The organism is Collinsella sp. AM44-11 (assembly GCF_003467145.1).
Taxonomy (GTDB): Bacteria; Actinomycetota; Coriobacteriia; order Coriobacteriales; family Coriobacteriaceae; genus Collinsella.
Window position 1 is genome coordinate 1 of record NZ_QSFE01000021.1, and the last position, 16,393, is coordinate 16,393.

General features: G+C 58.5%; 10 protein-coding genes and 1 tRNA gene. 7 read left to right on the top strand and 4 right to left on the bottom strand.

What is annotated here, in order from left to right; all coding sequences use genetic code 11:
* The first annotated feature begins 463 nt into the window (after nucleotides 1-463).
* Both DW943_RS09845 and DW943_RS09850 read left to right on the top strand, forming a co-directional pair.
* Nucleotides 464-2,353 carry a carbon starvation protein A gene (locus DW943_RS09845; RefSeq protein ID WP_117802763.1) on the top strand — a complete coding sequence of 630 codons (1,890 nt, stop codon included), beginning with the start codon at nucleotides 464-466 and terminating at the stop codon, nucleotides 2,351-2,353.
* A gap of 183 nt (nucleotides 2,354-2,536) precedes the next feature.
* Entirely contained in the window at nucleotides 2,537-4,729 is a 2,193-nt protein-coding gene (locus DW943_RS09850; protein WP_158566157.1) for a hypothetical protein, read from the top strand.
* 874 nt (nucleotides 4,730-5,603) lie between these two features.
* Here the strand turns inward: DW943_RS09850 and DW943_RS09855 are convergent.
* The 4 genes from DW943_RS09855 to DW943_RS09870 all read right to left on the bottom strand — a co-directional run bounded on the left by DW943_RS09855 (nucleotide 5,604) and on the right by DW943_RS09870 (nucleotide 10,353).
* Nucleotides 5,604-5,678 (bottom strand) — tRNA-Gln (locus tag DW943_RS09855).
* Nucleotides 5,679-5,716: 38 nt separating this feature from the next.
* Nucleotides 5,717-6,622 carry a peptidoglycan-binding protein gene (locus DW943_RS09860; RefSeq protein ID WP_197032236.1) on the bottom strand — a complete coding sequence of 302 codons (906 nt, stop codon included), beginning with the start codon at nucleotides 6,620-6,622 and terminating at the stop codon, nucleotides 5,717-5,719.
* A gap of 139 nt (nucleotides 6,623-6,761) precedes the next feature.
* The gene (locus tag DW943_RS09865) at nucleotides 6,762-7,775 is read right to left on the bottom strand and encodes a polyprenyl synthetase family protein (protein WP_117862927.1); all 1,014 of its coding nucleotides are present in this window, start codon (nucleotides 7,773-7,775) and stop codon (nucleotides 6,762-6,764) included.
* A gap of 127 nt (nucleotides 7,776-7,902) precedes the next feature.
* Nucleotides 7,903-10,353: a PTS transporter subunit EIIC gene (locus DW943_RS09870; protein ID WP_117862928.1), complete on the bottom strand. Its 2,451-nt coding sequence runs from the start codon at nucleotides 10,351-10,353 to the stop codon at nucleotides 7,903-7,905.
* Nucleotides 10,354-10,577: 224 nt separating this feature from the next.
* Here DW943_RS09870 and DW943_RS09875 point away from each other — a divergent pair, with 224 nt between their 5' ends.
* From DW943_RS09875 to DW943_RS09895, 5 genes are all read left to right on the top strand, one after another.
* A complete protein-coding gene (locus DW943_RS09875) occupies nucleotides 10,578-11,297 on the top strand; it encodes a GntR family transcriptional regulator (protein WP_089573620.1) in 720 nt (239 codons plus the stop codon).
* A 306-nt stretch (nucleotides 11,298-11,603) separates the two neighbouring features.
* Nucleotides 11,604-12,920: an ABC transporter substrate-binding protein gene (locus DW943_RS09880; protein ID WP_055252173.1), complete on the top strand. Its 1,317-nt coding sequence runs from the start codon at nucleotides 11,604-11,606 to the stop codon at nucleotides 12,918-12,920.
* An 87-nt stretch (nucleotides 12,921-13,007) separates the two neighbouring features.
* Nucleotides 13,008-13,862 (top strand): carbohydrate ABC transporter permease, encoded by an 855-nt coding sequence (locus DW943_RS09885; RefSeq protein WP_055252174.1) that lies wholly within the window; start codon nucleotides 13,008-13,010, stop codon nucleotides 13,860-13,862.
* Nucleotides 13,862-14,701 carry a carbohydrate ABC transporter permease gene (locus DW943_RS09890; protein WP_055252175.1) on the top strand — a complete coding sequence of 280 codons (840 nt, stop codon included), beginning with the start codon at nucleotides 13,862-13,864 and terminating at the stop codon, nucleotides 14,699-14,701. Before DW943_RS09885 ends, DW943_RS09890 begins: the two co-directional genes overlap by 1 nt.
* A gap of 68 nt (nucleotides 14,702-14,769) precedes the next feature.
* On the top strand, nucleotides 14,770-15,969 hold the full coding sequence (locus DW943_RS09895; RefSeq protein WP_117862929.1) for an ABC transporter ATP-binding protein: 1,200 nt from the start codon (nucleotides 14,770-14,772) through the stop codon (nucleotides 15,967-15,969).
* The last annotated feature ends 424 nt before the right edge of the window (nucleotides 15,970-16,393 follow it).

The window sequence follows — 16,393 nt, forward strand, 5'->3', positions numbered from 1 at the left end:
AGGAGGCCACTTAATGTGGCCTCCGTCGTGAGCAGGACTGTCCGAGCAGGAAAGTTCATATATGGCGGCAGGCGCCCGCCCCGCTCCCGAGGGGCATCTCTCAAGCAAAAACTGTCGTTCGGTAAAGTCCGAGGTCAGTGGCGTTTTATAACGAGAAATTCAAAAGAATTTGAAAATCCATTACAAATTTGCGTTGACTTTAGGTAACTAAAGTTTCATACTCCTTTTCAACCACTGGGGGATGTGAACACGCACGGATCGTTCACATCATGATTGAAGAGGATTTCTTAGACATGTTCACGCATCAGCTAAACATTATCAGCGTAGTAATTATCTGATGCGGGTTAGCACATACAGCTAGCCCGTACGATAACGGGCGGCTGATGAAGATGAGGGCCGTCGAGCGCAACCGACGGCCCTCATTTTTTATGTCTAGGAAGTTCTTTTTAGAGGAGGAAATGTAATGAACGGAGTTTTGCTCATGGTTGTGGCCGCGGCGGTGCTCGCCTGCGGCTATCTGGGCTACGGCCGCTGGCTGGCCAACAAGTGGGGCGTTGACAAAGAGGCCCTCACGCCGGCCAAGCGCATGAAGGACGGCAAGAGCTTCTCGCCCGTCTCCGCCTTTACCGCGTTCTCGCACCAGTTCAGCTCGATCTGCGGTGCTGGCCCTGTCACGGGTACGATCGTCGCCATGGCCTTTGGCTGGCTGCCCGTCGTGCTCTGGGTCCTCGTCGGCGGCATCTTCTTTGGCGCCGTCCACGACTTTGGTGCTCTGTACGCTTCGATGAAGAACAACGGCAAGTCGCTCGCTCAGCTCATCGAGAAGTACATCGGCAAGACCGGCCGTCGCCTGTTCCTGCTGTTCTGCTGGCTGTTCTGCATCATCGTCATCGCCGCCTTCACCGACATGGTCTGCAAGACGTTCATGTTCACCCCGGCCGTTGACGCTTCTGGTGCTGCTACCGGTGCCATCGACTTCACCAAGTCCTATGCCGCCGGCTGCGCTGGTACCATCTCCATCCTGTTCACCTTCGTCGCTATCGCCTTTGGTTGGGCCCAGAAGAAGTTCAACCTCACCGGTGCTACCGAGTTCGTCACCGGCGTGGTCCTCATGGTTCTCATGTTTGCCGTCGGTATGCAGTTCCCGGTCTACCTGGATAAGTTCCAGTGGTTCGCCGTCGTCATGGTCTACCTGGTCTTCGCTGGCGCTATGCCCATCCAGATGCTCAAGACCCCGCGTGACTACCTCACTTCCATCATGATGATCGTTATGATCGTTTGCGCTGTCCTCGGTATCGTCGTCCTGGGTGTTAACGGCCAGGCCACCATCACCGCTCCGGCCTTTACCGGCTTCTCCAGCGCTTCTGGCATGATGTTCCCGGTCCTGTTTGTTTCCGTTGCCTGCGGTGCCCTCTCCGGCTTCCACAGCCTCGTTTCTTCTGGTACCTCCTCCAAGCAGGTCGAGAAGGAGCAGGACGCCGTCAAGGTCGGTTATGGCGCCATGATCGTCGAGTCCTTCGTCGGCATCCTTGCCATCATCGTCGCCGGCATCATGTTCTCCGATATGAACACCGCCGGCACCGGTGCCCTCAACGCCGGCGTCGCTTCCACCCCGTTCCAGATCTTCGCCGCTGGCATCTCCCGCGGTATGCAGGCCTTCGGTGTTGACGGCACGCTCGCTACCGTCTTCATGACCATGAACGTCTCCGCTCTGGCCCTGACCTCGCTCGATGCCGTCGCCCGCATCGCCCGCACCTCGTTCTCCGAGTTCTTTGCCCAGACCAACGACGCCCTGGCCATCGAGTCCAAGGCCGGCTACATGAAGGTTCTCGGCAACCCCTGGTTCGCCACGGTCGTCACCCTGCTTCCCGGTCTCGCCCTCGCCTTTGGCGGCTATGCCAACATCTGGCCGCTCTTTGGTGCTTCCAACCAGCTGCTCGGCGGCATGACCATGATCACCCTCGCCGTGTTCTGCAAGTGCACCGGCCGCAAGGGCTGGATGCTCTACGTGCCCGTCGCCTTCCTGCTCTGCTGCACCTTCACCTCGCTGGTCCAGAGCGCCATGGGCTGCATGACCGCTGTCCAGGCTTACGGCTTCTTCGGCACCATCCCGGCTACCGCCACCACGGCCGCCGTCTCCGTCGCCGCCACCAAGGGCCTGCAGCTCGTTTTCGCCGTCCTGCTGATGGTCCTGGGCCTCATCGTCGCCGTCAACTGCCTCAAGGAGTTCTTCGGCAAGGAGGCCGGCTCCATGCCCGACGAGGAGCCCGAGTGGTCCGAGATGGGCAAGGCCGAGTACGGTCGCGCCGCTGCCGCTGAGGCTCCTGCCGACGCCGAGGCCGCTAAGGCCTAGTCGGTCGGACGGGTTGAATCTCCCATCTATTTGACTCGGAAAGACCGGGTCCGCAATCAAGCGGACCCGGTCTTTTTTCTTGTGATAACAGGTGGTGCAAGGGCGTTCTCGCAGATGTTTTGCGTGGATAGGCTCGTGCGTTGTACCATATGGACGTATATGTGTGCATATGAAAGGGGCCCCGTGGCCAAGACGGTATATTCCGATAATCAAAACAATGTCGATGCTCTGGCTGAGCGTCTGAGCAGCCAGACGTCGCTTTCTGCCGAGCGCGCCAAGCTGGTTGCCTACGACCTGCTCTGCCGCAAGGCGCTCAAGATTAAGTCGAGCGCGCTGGCGCAGATTTTCCGCTCCGTCGATAAGGAATGCGATACCAAGGCGATGCGCGATGAGCTTATCGCGGCAAATATCGTGACCAAGATCGAGGGCAGCGGCATTAACGGGCGCCCGGCGTTCTATACCATCAATGTCGAGATCCGCGATGCCCAGGAGCAGCCTGCCGAGTCCGTCGAAGATTTTGTCGTCGAGGATTCCGCTGACGTGCCTGCTGTGGAAGAAGTTGCTCCGCGTGAGCATGTTGATACCGATGAGTTGCTCGATGAGAACGTCGTGCGTGCCTTTACGGCCAAGGCAGGGCGCGGCGGTTTTGGCGGGGGTGGCAAGCGCGATGCGCAGCGTCGCGCCCAGCAGGAGCGCTTCCGTCGCGCCGTTGCTCGAAAGGGTGAGACGGATGCCGAGGCTGTTGAGAACGAGGTTGCTGCCGAGTCGCAGAGGCCCGCGAAGGAGCAAAAGCCCGTGGAGGCCCAGGAGCCCCAGCGTCGCCGTGGTGCCCACTTTAAGGCTGCGCAGCAGGATGTCGCGCATGAGGTTGAAGAGCTTTCCGAGGCCGCAGACGATGTTGAGGAGTCTGCCAAGAAGGCCCCGGGCTCATGTCGTCCCGGACGTGGTTTTGCGAGGCGCGCGTATCCCGTAAGGCGTCAGGAGAAGGGCGAGCCGGCTCCGACCGCTCAGGCCGAGAAGGCCGAACAAACCGAGAAAACCGTTGAGCCGGCGGCTCGCGAGCAGCAACCTTCCGAGTCGCAGCCTGCGGCTGACACTGAGGTCAAAGCTCAACAGACCGCTGATAAGCAGGCGGGGGAGAGCGCCTCAGGCAAGCCCCGCCGTCGTCGTCACCGCGGCGGTCGTGGCTCAAATGCCGAGGCCGCGGCCGAGAAGACAGCGACACAAAACGGAGATGAGAAGGCCGAGACTCCGGTGGATCAGGTCAAGCGCCAGCCGGCGAAGGAGGCCAAGTCCGATCGTCCGCAAAAGCGCTCGTCTGCGCCCAAGCAGGAACGTAATACCCGGGCAGATTCCAAGCGTAAGCCTCATGCACAGGCTGAGCCTGCCGCGGCTGATAGTGCTACCCAGCAGCCCGAGTCGGCCGTCCACGGCGAGGTATCGGCGTTTGCCCTTGCCCGCGTTTTGGGCAGGCAGCTGCTCAAAGTTGTCCCTACGCCTACGGCGCTCTCTAAGATCAAGGAACAGCAGACTCAAATTGTTAAGGTCGAGGGCAAGGACGGCAAAAAGGCGCCGCAGCGCACTCAGCACAACGAGATGTCCAACCGCAAGATTGCCGAGGAAATCGCAATCATCCAGGCTTGGATCGAGCAAAACCGAGGTGCCGATACGCCGGTTGCCTCGCGCCGCCAGCGTGCCTACCAGATTTTTAACGATGAGAAGGCCTTTGACGGCAAGCACGGCGAGCGCCTAATTCGGCGTATGACCGAAAAGGGCATCAGCATGCAGGCGATTAAGGTCGCCCCCAACCGCCCCGTTCACTTTACGGGTTTCTTTACGCTGGGCGCCGATAAGCCGTTCATTATGGTCGAGAACCTGGACACCTACGACGAGATCGTCAGGCTGCTGCGTGGCCGCAAGCACGCCAAGCTCTTTGGCATCAAGGTGGGCGGCGTGATTTTTGGCGGCGGATGCAAGGCGAGCGTCTCGCATGCCCTGGACGATTATCTGGCTGAGATCGGCTATCGCTTTAACTACGTCTACTACGTGGGCGATATCGACCGCGAGGGCGCGCGCATCGTCGAGCAGGCTCGCAATGCCAATGTGGTTGAGATTCGCCTGCATGCCGGCATGTACCGCGCCATGCTCGCCGAGCATAAGCGTCGCGTGAAGGCCGGCGGCGAGTGCGAGCCCGCGGCTGCCAACCAGGGCGTGCCGCAGAACTTGGCGGCGACGATCAAGGATCTGCCCATGGTCACGCGTGTGCAGTTCCGCAACGTGCTACGTGAAGGCGGGCGCATTCCGCAGGAGATTCTGATGACCGCCGACTATCGGGATGGCGACTCGGGAAGCTTCGACCGCATGCTGAACAATTAAATTCCGCCGGCCCCGGGAGAGCGGGGACACCGGCTTAGGTTTCCTGCTCTACAGTCCTGCTCACGACGGAGGCCACATTAAGTGGCCTCCTGTTCGTGCGGAACTCGCGATAAACCTAAGCCGGTGTCCCCGCTCTCCCGGGGCCTGTCGTGGCTTGGTCGTTGCATGCGGCTCGCTTTTCGGAACGGGGCTGACGGATACGTTCCGAAATCTACCACCGTCGCTGTACAGGGTGTCTATAAAGAGCCGTGGCCAAAAAACATCAAATATGAGTACTGATACTCTTTTAGTAGCAGTAATTTTGACCACATTTAAGGTGATTTGACGTGTCGATCGAGCAGATAAGCTGCCGTATCTCCTCAAGTGTTCATTAAAGGAAGACCTTGATGCGAATAAGTCTCATTAAGATCTTCTTTTATTAACGAAAATAATGTAGCTACAACGGTAACAGTACTCATATTTGCCGTATTTTGGCCACAGTCCTTCGGAGAGTCCTCGAAAATAGTCCCGAGCCGGCACTTGGGGACGTTCCTATAATGTCGGCACTTAGGAACGTCCCCAAGTGTCGACACCGCGTCTGCCTGCGGCGGCCGCGCGCCGCTGCGTCGCTCCGCATCCTTGCGGGTTCGGATCCCTCCGCTTGGCGGCGTTGGCTCGATTTGCTTGACGTGAGGGGCTCTTGGCTGGTGTGGGACGGAGGGATTCCGCGTCTGCCTGCGGCATCCGCGCCCCGCTGCGTCGCTTCGCTCCTTGCGTGCTGCGCTGGAAAACGCTTCGCGTTTCCTCAGCTCCGCACCCTTGCGGGTTCGAATCCCTCCACTTGCCCACAAGAAAGCGCCCTGGGCCGTTATGGGCTTAGGGCGCTCAGTTTTAATGGCTGGGACGGAGGGATTCGAACCCCCAACAGCCGGCACCAAAAACCGGAGTTCTACCGTTGAACTACGTCCCAATGTGTGGTGTTGCCCAAAAGCAACTCGTCTAGTTTACCTAATCTGCGAGGGCATCGCAAACGCCGTCGAGTAGGCGTACGGCGAGCGTCTGCGCGTCGCTGGCCGTGAAGGTGCCGTTGTAGCGCGTCATGCCCGTGAGCTCAATGCGAATGCGAGCCGGCTTCTGCTGCGCGGCGACATTGGCGGTGCGGATGCGCTGGGCCAGGTTGTGGCACTCGGCGAGGGCAATCGTGGCGCGTGGCGCGGCGTCGGCGGGCAGCTCGTCGCTTGCGATCTCGAGCACCAGGTCAACGTCGGTTGGGACCTCGGAGTCGCAGAGCATCATGCCGCTGTTGTCGGTCGTTGCCGTGGCGATGTTCCACATGCGCGAAGCAACGCTGCGTGCGATGGGGTCCTCACCGATAACGGCGATCTGGAAGCGCTCGAGCACGTTGGCGGCGCGAGCAAAACCGATGCGGGACTCGGCTTCGGTGACCGAGGGCTTGCCCTCCCACACATGATGCAGGCGGTTGATGTAGGCGTAGGTGTCCTGGAAGGCCATGCCGTCGGCAAACAGGCCGACATTTTCCTGGAACTGCTGCAGGGCGGCCTCGGTATGCGGACCAAAGTAGCCGTCGTCTTCGCCACAGGCAAAGCCCAAAACGTTGAGAGCGCGCTGCAGGGCCTGCACATCGGCGCCATGGAAATTGGGCATGCGCAGATACAGGGTGCGGTCGCCCAGCTTATACGAGGCGTCGACCAGGGCGCTCCAACAGGGGATATCGACGGCATGACCGGCAGCAAGGCCACTGTCGAGCCTGAAGGTGCTGACGGCCTGCTCGGTGGTGGTGCCAAAGCGCTTGTCGGCGACCTCGTCGGCATCGATGGTGTAACCGAGCTGCAGAAGGCGGGACTGAACATCCTCGACGGCTGCTCCCTGCATGCCCGTGGTAATAGGTTCCATGAACGAACCCCTTTCGGCGTACGATTCGTACTATTTTGAGCGCGTGTCGGATAGACAACGCGAGACAATGCATAAACATGCACTCAACAGTGTAGCAACTTGTACCCAAACGCGCTGCCCACAGGTTTTATGACCCCCGCTAGCTAAGGCGCTCCACAAAGAAATCTGCCATTGAGAGGAAGAGCTCGCGCGCATGCGGGTCGAGCTCGACGCCTTCGATAGCGGCCTTGGCCTTAGCGGTCAGGTCGAGCGCATAGGTGTGGGCGTAATCGATGGAGCCAGTCTCCTGGAAGATCTCCACGGCGCGTGCGAGCTGCGCAGGGTCCTCGGTGCCCGAGGAAAGGATTGCCTCGATCTCGTCGTGATAGCGCTCGTCTGACAGGGCATGCACGGCAACGAGGGTGCGCTTGCCCTCGGTGATATCGGTGCGGAAGTCCTTGTTGGCGGCCTCCTTGGTGCCGATCAAGTTGAGCAGGTCGTCTTGAATCTGGAAGGCAAGGCCCGTGTGCAGCCCAAAGGCGCGCAGTGCCTCAATCTGCTCTTCGCTGCCGCCGCCGATAATGGCTCCGGCGGCAAGCGGCGTCGCTCCGCTGTAGTACGCGGTCTTGTGCGTCGCCATGTCCAGATAATCGTCGACCGAAATGTCAAAGCGCCCGTCGCGGACCCAGCCCAGGTCGAGCGCCTGGCCCTCGATGGTACGGACGATCATCTCGGTAAGCTCGTGGAGCACGCGAAGCTTCACGTCTGCGTTGAGTGTGGGGTCGTCGAGAACCGTCTTGGTGACCATGGTGAGCGCCAGGTCACCGCAGTTGATGGCAAGACCGGTGCCCTCGGTAAGGTGCATGCAGGGCTTGCCGCGACGAATCTGCCCGTTGTCGGCGATGTCGTCGTGGATGAGTGCGCCCGACTGAAAGTGCTCGATGGCCGCCGCTGCGCTGCGGGCGCTCTCAAAGCTGCCGCCTACCGCAGTGGCGGCGAGCATGCAGATGAGCGGGCGGTGGCGCTTGCCAGCGTTTGCCGTAAATGCCGAGAGCGGGGTATACAGGTAGCGCTCGATATCGGCGGAAGTCGCCTGTCCGTCAAAGAACGTGGCCAGATAGTCGTTAATCTGGTCAAAGTGCTGGGCTAAAAAGCTGGTAAACGGACTGGACACGGGTTCTCGCATTCTTTGATAGGTTGCATCGTTGCATTATGCAGACAACATATTGCCACATTAGGGCGTCGAGCGCGGCGGTTGAAGACGATTGGTCCATGCGGCCGCAAGTGCGGCAGGGGCTTGGCTAGATAAGCCCAAAGTGTTCGAGCGCGGTGACGACGCCGTCGTGGTCGATGCTGTCGGTGACATAGTCGGCCTTTTCCTTGAGGAAGTCCGGTGCATTGCCCATGGCGATGCCGACGTCGACGGCGTTCATCAGCGAGATGTCATTGCTGGCATCACCGATGCCATACACCGTTCCATGGTTGGGGTCGAGAGCGTCGAGTACGGACTGGATACCCTCGCGCTTGGTACATTCGCGAGGCGAAATCTCGGTCACTTCGAGCTCGAGCTCGTTAAAGCAGAGCAGCGGCTCAAACGTTTGATCCTGAGCGATGCGGTTGGCAAGCGACGTGGACATTAAGATCTTGTAGGCGCTGTAATGTTGCAGCTGCGTAATTGCATCGCCCACGGTGCGGGCATATCCGGGGGCGTCGGGCGCATCGGCACCCATGCGAACGACGCCATTGAGTCCCTCAAAACGAATCACTTCGTCCGATTGCTCAAGAATGGGAGCAAGACGCTGCAGCATACCGGGCGTCATCGCCAAATCGCGGATCACGTGTCCCTCAAGTTCGACATAGCCACCCGCGAGGCAGACGATGCCGGTCCAGGGCAGATCGAGCAGCTTTGGATGGATGCAGCTCAGCGTGCGCCCTGTGCAGATAAACGCCATATTGCCCTTGGCGACAAAATTACGGATGGCTTGCGAGACCGCTTCATTGGGATAGGGGGAGAGGTCTCGCTCGCTCTCGGGAAGCTCTTGTGCCACTCGAGGGTCTTGCCAGGCGAGTGTTCCGTCGATATCGAAGAAGCAGATATCGCCGCGCTTATGGGCTGCGCTGGCGGCAGGGGAGGCCGAGGTGGTGGGCACAAATCCCGGCTCGAGGCCCATGATCTGGTCAAAATGCTCTTTAACGCGGGGAACGGAGATGCCGATAATCACCTGGGCGGTCTTGCCCGTAATGATGAGGCCCTTGGCGCCCACCGCGACAAACGACGCGTTATCTGCAACGATGGAAGGGTCTGCGACCTCGACGCGCAGGCGCGTGGCGCAGTTGGTTGCGCCCACGATATTGCCAACGCCACCTAAAAGCTGAATTACCCGCTCAGCGAGGACGTGATCTTGATCGGATTGAATACTGACCTCGCCATTGGGAGATTGCTCTTTGGCAAAGCCGCTTCCCGTTAAACGATCGATTGCCGCGCGATTGGAGACATGATCCTCGCGGCCCGGCGTCTTAAGGTCATAGACCAAGATGAGTGCTCGAAAACTAACAAAAAAGATGAGGCTAAAGGCAAGACCGATACCGAGCGCCAAAAGGTAGGAGCCGGCATGCATTCGCATGAGTGGGATGAAGTTGAAGGCCGTCATTTCCATGAGACCGCCCGAGAAGATGCCGACGATACCGAAGAAGTTCATGGTCATGGCAAGGCAGGAGGATAGGACGGCGTAGAGCAAAAAGAGTCCAGGATAGGTGAACATAAAGAGAAACTCGAGCGGCTCGGTGACACCGCAGACCACCGAGGCGACGATGGCGGGCAAAAGGATGACCTTAAGGCCGGCGCGGCGTTCGGGTTTGGCGGTGAAATAGAATGCTGCCGCGATGGCGGGAAGGCCAAAGAGCTTGCCCCAGCCGGTGGCGGTAAAACCTGCCCAGGGCGCAAGTTCATTTAAAGGGCGCGTGCTATGGGAGAGAATGGGGAGCAGGTTGGTCCACGTGGCGTAAATACCGTCGTGAATGACCAGATTGTCGTAATAGATGGGCATATAGAGCAGATGGTGCAGCCCCATGGGCTCGAGCGCTCGCTCCAAAAACACAAAGATGCCCACGCCGAAGGGGCCGACGCTCGCAAGTGCGTGGCGCAGCGTTTCGGTCACAGCGTATGCGAAGGGCACGATGGCGGCCGAGATGGCGGCAAGGGCAAACACGGCAAAAAAGCTGATGAGGTAGACGAGCGAGGAACCCGAGAACGTGCCGAGCCAATCGGGAACCTTGGCATCGTAGAAGCGGTCATGGATGGCAACGACGGTTGCCGACACCGCCAGCGGGCCGATAATGCCGGTGTCGAGCGTCTTGATGCCGTCGATGACGGTGATGCCGCTGGCGGGGGTTAAAGACGACGGGTACTTAAGTCCAAGGTTGTCGCCGCTCAGCTTAATGATCTCGCTCAAAAAGAAACAGTAGGCAAAATAGGCCACGAGTGCCTCGAGGCAGCAGCGTGCCGGTTGCTTTTGGGCAAGGCCGATGGGCAGCGCTACGGCAAAAAGGAGTGGAAGGCGCTTAAAGACCGTCCACGAGCCGCGCTGAATGATAGTCCAGAAAACGTACCAGGGGGTTCCGTATACGGCGAGGTCGCCGACGATATCCACGGTCGTTGCGAGGGCGGAGATGCCGACCATGAGGCCTGATATAGAAAACAGCATGGCGGGCGCGAACATGGCTCCGCCAAAACGTTGGATTTTCTGCAGCATAATATGCCTTTCGGATGCAACATGCTGTGCGAGCAAGAACGTTTAAACAATGAACTCATTGTAGAGGACTGGCTGCTTGCCGCATTGACGGTTTTGATTCGGTCCGATTTGGGTTTCGGGGGAACCGTCGACGGTAAATAATCCGTGCTTTACCGATAATCGGTTTAAACAACTTTAAGAAATGCTATCGTGCCTAGCCATACATATTCATTAGAGGTGAAATCATGCCAAAAGCGATTTACGAAGGAATCTACCGCGAGATCCGTTCGCGCATCATCAACGGGACCTATGCGTTTCAGGAGATGCTGCCAACCGAAGCCGAGCTGACCGCGGAGTTTGGCTGCACGCGCAATACCGTTCGACGCGCCTTGAGCATGCTGGCCGACCAGATGTTTGTGCAGCCTATACACGGTAAGGGCGTGCGCGTTATTTGGCTTAAGGGCGAAACCGACATGCTGGGCGCACTCGAAGAGGTTGAGTCGTTTGGCGAGTTCGCAAAACGCAACAATGCCGTCGCATCGACCGAGGTCAAGTCTTTTGAACATTTGATTTGCACTGAGCAACTCTCTCGCCGCCTGGGCTTTAAGGTGGGCGAGGAGCTGATTCGCGTAGTGCGTGTCCGAAGCCTCAACGGCAGCGCGCGCCAAGTGGACCATGGCTACTTTTTGGCGTCGGTCGCCAAGGGCCTGACCCCCGAGATCGCGGCGGATTCTATCTACGGCTATCTGGAGCACAAGCGCGGCGTCAAAGTGATGGCGAGCCGTCGTACGGTGAGTGTCGAGCTCGCCAACGATGAGGACTGCAGCTATCTGGACCTTGGCAAGTACAACTGCGTCGCCGTTATGGAGAGCCAGTCGTACACCTCGGACGGCATCTTGTTCGAGGTCACGCATGCCCGCACACACCCCGAGATCTTCCATTACCGCGTCAATTCCAAGCGATAGCCGGCTAGCTCGCAGCCTGACGAGACTCATGCCCTCAAAGCGAAAACGCCCGGTCAAACCGACGATGCATCGGCTTGATCGGGCGTTTTCTCTGCATTCGATAACAAATAATTGTTTATACAAAACTTGTCAAGTATCAAGTCGAAATTACCGTTCACCGAAGTTTTTCTACCGCTCTAGTAATACTTGTTCAAACAACTAGCCAAATAGCGTATTGTACAAATCAGCAAAAGGGGCAAAGTCCCCGAGCCAATCTCCGAAGGCGGCGGCAAAGGGTGCCGCCACGGTGTGAAAGGGTGGATTGTAATGAAGAACGAAATGAGCAGAAGGCAGTTCCTGGGCTTTGCTGGTTCCGCGGCTGCGGTTCTTGGTCTGGGTCTCGTGGGCTGCGGTGGTTCTGCCGGCTCCGGCTCCTCTGCTTCTGGTGACGCTGCCGAGGTCTACTTCCTCCAGTTCAAGCCCGAGGTCGACAAGGAGTGGAAGGAGATCGCCAAGGCGTACAAGAAGGAGAAGGGCGTCGAGGTCAAGATCGTGACCGCCGCCTCCAACACCTACGAGGAGAAGCTCAAGTCCGAGATGTCCAAGAGCTCCGCTCCGACGCTGTTCCAGGTCAACGGCCCCACCGGCCTTAAGAACTGGAAGGACTACTGCGCCGATCTTTCCGACACCAAGCTCCGCGGCGAGCTCATCGACGACTCCCTGGCGCTGCAGTCCGACGGCAAGGATCTGGGTATCGACTGGGTTCAGGAGAGCTACGGCATCATTTACAACAAGGAGCTCCTCGAGAAGGCCGGCTACAAGGCCGAGGACATCAACTCCTTCGACAAGCTGAAGGCTTGCGCCGATGACATCCAGGCCCGCAAGGACGAGCTCGGCGTTGACGGTGCCTTCACTTCCGCCGGTATGGATGACTCCTCCAGCTGGCGCTACACCACGCACCTCGCCAACCTCCCGCTCTACTACGAGTTCGAGAAGGAGCACAATCAGGAGGACGACGAGATCAAGGGCGAGTATCTCGACAACTTTAAGCAGATCTTCGACCTGTATATCACCGACTCCACCTGCGATCCTTCGCAGCTCGCCTCCAAGACCGGTGACGACGCCACCAACGAGTTCGCAACCGGCAAGGCCGTCTTCTACCAGAACGGCTCTTGGGCCTACGCCGACCTCACCAAGGCCGGTATGACCGACGACCAGCTCGGCATGCTGCCGATCTACATCGGCGTCGATGGCGAGGAGAACCAGGGCCTGTGCTCCGGCGGCGAGAACTACTGGTGCGTCAGCTCCCAGGCTTCCGAGGATGCCCAGAAGGCCACCGAGGACTTCATGTATTGGTGCGTCACTTCTGACACCGCCACCAGCATCATCGCTGACAAGATGGGTCTGACCGCCCCGTTCAAGAGCGCTAAGGAGACCACCAACGTCTTCTCACAGCAGGCCGTTGCTATGGCCAAGGACGGCAAGAAGACCGTCGCTTGGGACTTCGTTTACATCCCCTCTGAGGAGTGGAAGAAGAACCTCAAGCAGGCTCTCATCGCTTATGCTGCCGACAACACCAAGTGGGACGGCGTCAAGAACGCCTTCGTCGATGGCTGGAAGACCGAGAAGGCTGCTTCCGAGTAAGCAGTTGCTGCCCAAGCTATCTGATTAGCGACAGGGGGCGGGCAGACGTAGGTTTGCCCGCCCCCTGCATATTGAAAGGACCCTTCTATGGGCAAAGCACTCAAGCGCTGGTGGCCGCTCTTTATGCTGCCCACGTGCCTGGCGTTTATGATCGGGTTCGTGATTCCCTTTATCCAGGGTTTCTATCTCTCGTTCTGCCAGTTTATTACCATCAATAACGCGCACTTTGTCGGTATCGAGAACTACGTGCGCGCGCTGTCCGATCCGCAGTTCTCCACGTCGTTCTTCTTTACGGTGGCGTTTGCCTTCCTGTCGACGGTGCTCATCAACGTGATCGCGCTGGCCATCGCGCAGGCGCTCACCCGCAAGGCGCTCAAGGGCACCAACATCTTCCGTACGATCTTCTTTATGCCTAACCTGATCGGCGGCATCGTGCTGGGCTACATTTGGCAGATTCTGATCAACTGCCTGCTCTCCAACGTGGGCGCCCAGCTCATCGCCCTCAACTCCGCCGCTGGCTTCTGGGGCCTTATCATCCTGACCCTGTGGCAGCAGGTCGGCTACATGATGATCATCTACATCGCCGGTCTGCAGTCCATTCCGTCCGACTACATCGAGGCCGCCAAGGTCGATGGCGCTACGGCATGGCAGACGTTTTGGAAGGTTAAGATCCCCAACCTGATGCCGACTATCACCATCTGCCTGTTCCTGTCCATCACCAACGGCTTTAAGCTGTTCGACCAGAACCTCGCCCTTACCGGTGGCGCCCCGGCGCACTCCACCGAGATGCTCGCCCTGAACATCTACAACACGTTCTATTCGCGTGCTGGCATCGCATGGCAGGGCATCGGTCAGGCCAAGGCAGTTATCTTCTGCATCCTGGTTGTCGCTATTTCTATGATCCAGCTTAAGGCCACGAGGTCCAAGGAGGTGCAGCAGTAATGAAACGCGATAAGGCTATCAACCGCGCGCTCTCGATCTTCTTTACGATCCTGTCGCTCGCATGGATCTACCCCGTGTTCATGATTGCGCTCAATTCCTTTAAGAAAGCGACCGCAATCAGCACCACCACGGCGTTCGATCTGCTCACGCCCGAGACGTTCAACGGCCTCGCAAACTACGTGCACGCTCTGAACGAGCAGGGCTTTGCCTCGGCGTTTATGTACTCGCTTATCATCACGGTCACGTCGGTCGTGCTGATTCTGGTGTGCTGCTCCATGTGCGCTTGGTACGTGGTGCGCGTCAACAGCAAGATCTCGAACTTCTTCTATTACCTGTTCGTCTTCTCGATGGTCGTACCGTTCCAGATGCTCATGTTCACGCTGTCCAACCTCGCGGACCGCATCGGCTTTAACACGCCGTTTAACATCTGCTTCATCTACCTTGGTTTTGGCGCGGGCCTCGCGGTCTTTATGTTCGCCGGCTTCGTCAAGAACATCCCGCTCGAGATTGAGGAAGCGGCCATGATCGACGGCTGCAACCCGGTCCAAGTGTTCTTTAAGATCGTCCTTCCCATTATGAAGCCCACCTATCTTTCGGTCGGCATCCTTGAGACCATGTGGGTCTGGAACGACTATCTGCTGCCCTACCTTACGCTCGACTCCACCAAGTACAAGACCATTCCTATTTTGATCCAGTACTTCCGCGGTGGCTATGGCCACGTCGAGCTCGGCCCCATGATGGCCTGCATCATGATGGTCGTTGTCCCCATCGTCATCATGTACATCTTCTGCCAGAAGTACATCATCGACGGTGTGGTGGCAGGTGCCGTCAAGGGCTGATGCCGTAACTGTTTTGCAAGTTTTGGCGGCGCCCCTCAGCGCGGCGCCGCGTATCGAAAGGTAGAGACATGGCCGAGATCGTTCTCAAACATGTTCAGAAGGTGTATCCCAACAACGAGTCAAAAAAGAAGGGCTTCTTTGGCAAAAAGAAGAAGACCGAGGAGAAGAAGCACAACCTCAAGGTTACCGAGGACGGTGTGCTCGCTGTAGAGGACTTCAACCTCACCGTTCACGACCAGGAGTTCATCGTCCTCGTTGGCCCCTCTGGCTGCGGTAAGTCCACGACGATGCGCATGGTCGCCGGCCTGGAGGACATTACCTCGGGCGACGTGCTCATCGACGGCAAGCGCGTCAACGACGTGGCGCCCAAGGACCGCGACATCGCCATGGTGTTCCAGAGCTACGCTCTGTACCCCAATATGACGGTGTACGAGAACATGGCATTTACGCTCGAGCTCAAGAAGGTCCCCAAGGACGAGATCGACCGCAAGGTTCGCTCTGCTGCCGAGATCCTGGGCATTACCGAGTATCTCGACCGTAAGCCTAAGGCGCTTTCGGGTGGCCAGCGCCAGCGTGTCGCCATCGGCCGCGCCATCGTGCGTGACCCCAAGGTCTTCCTGATGGACGAGCCCTTGTCCAACCTGGATGCCAAGCTGCGTAACCAGATGCGCGCCGAGCTCATTAAGCTGCGTCACGAGATCAAGGGCACCTTCATCTACGTTACCCACGACCAGACCGAGGCTATGACCCTCGGCGATCGCATCGTGGTCATGAAGGACGGCGTCGTCCAGCAGATCGCCACCCCGCAGGAGGTCTTCAACCATCCCGCGAACATCTTCGTCGCCGGCTTCATCGGCGTGCCGCAGATGAACTTCTTCGATGCCCAGCTGGTGCGCTCGGGCAACGGCTTTACCGTCAAGACCGAGGATATGGACGTGGCGCTCGCCCCCGAGACCTGCGCTCAGCTTGCCCTCAACTGGGACGGCGGCGACGTGAAGGAGATTACGGCCGGCGTGCGTCCCGAGCAGATTCTGCTTGCCGACAAGGGCGAGGAGGGTGCGCTCCAGGGCACCGTCGAGGTGACCGAGCTCATGGGCTCGACCGAGCATGTCCACGTGACTGCTCCCGACGGCCAGTTTGTCCTGATCATTCCCGTCGTCGACCTCGAGGCCAAGGGCGCGCTCAAGGCGGGCGACCCCATCTGGTTCAAGTTTGAGAAGAACGCGACCCACCTCTTCGATAAGGTCTCTGGCAAGAACCTTATCTAGGCCCGGTGCAACCAGGCCCTTCCTTTGGGCGACTGCGGTATTGCCATCCTTTTGCCGCGGTCACATATAAGGCTCCCCTCCCGTCCACTGGGCGAGAGGGGAGCCTTTCTTTGTGTTGGGACTGTCTGACCGGTCGTTTGTCTCGATCTGTAACGGATAGGGCCGATTTCGGACGTTAGATGTTACAGATCGAGACAGTTCCGCTGAGCTAACCATTTCATCTAAATCTGTAACACCAAAGGCGAATTTCACCTGCTAGATGTTACAGATTGAGATAAACCCAAGGGGAGGGGCCGGTATGTCTCAATCTGTAACAGCTGGGACCGTTTTGGTTGAGTAGTTGTTATGGATCGAGATTGTTTGGCCGAGTCGGATCACAGGGTAACGTGCGGGCACAAAAAACGGAGCCGCGTTGCCGTGGCTC

Bases quoted from the DNA above. Each gene is read 5' to 3' on its own strand.
- DW943_RS09845 (WP_117802763.1), top strand. From the start codon at position 464: ATGAACGGAGTTTTGCTCATGGTTGTGGCCGCGGCGGTGCTCGCCTGC.
- DW943_RS09860 (WP_197032236.1), bottom strand. From the start codon at position 6,622: ATGGAACCTATTACCACGGGCATGCAGGGAGCAGCCGTCGAGGATGTT.
- DW943_RS09870 (WP_117862928.1), bottom strand. From the start codon at position 10,353: ATGCTGCAGAAAATCCAACGTTTTGGCGGAGCCATGTTCGCGCCCGCC.
- DW943_RS09875 (WP_089573620.1), top strand. From the start codon at position 10,578: ATGCCAAAAGCGATTTACGAAGGAATCTACCGCGAGATCCGTTCGCGC.
- DW943_RS09880 (WP_055252173.1), top strand. From the start codon at position 11,604: ATGAAGAACGAAATGAGCAGAAGGCAGTTCCTGGGCTTTGCTGGTTCC.
- DW943_RS09885 (WP_055252174.1), top strand. From the start codon at position 13,008: ATGGGCAAAGCACTCAAGCGCTGGTGGCCGCTCTTTATGCTGCCCACG.
- DW943_RS09890 (WP_055252175.1), top strand. From the start codon at position 13,862: ATGAAACGCGATAAGGCTATCAACCGCGCGCTCTCGATCTTCTTTACG.
- DW943_RS09895 (WP_117862929.1), top strand. From the start codon at position 14,770: ATGGCCGAGATCGTTCTCAAACATGTTCAGAAGGTGTATCCCAACAAC.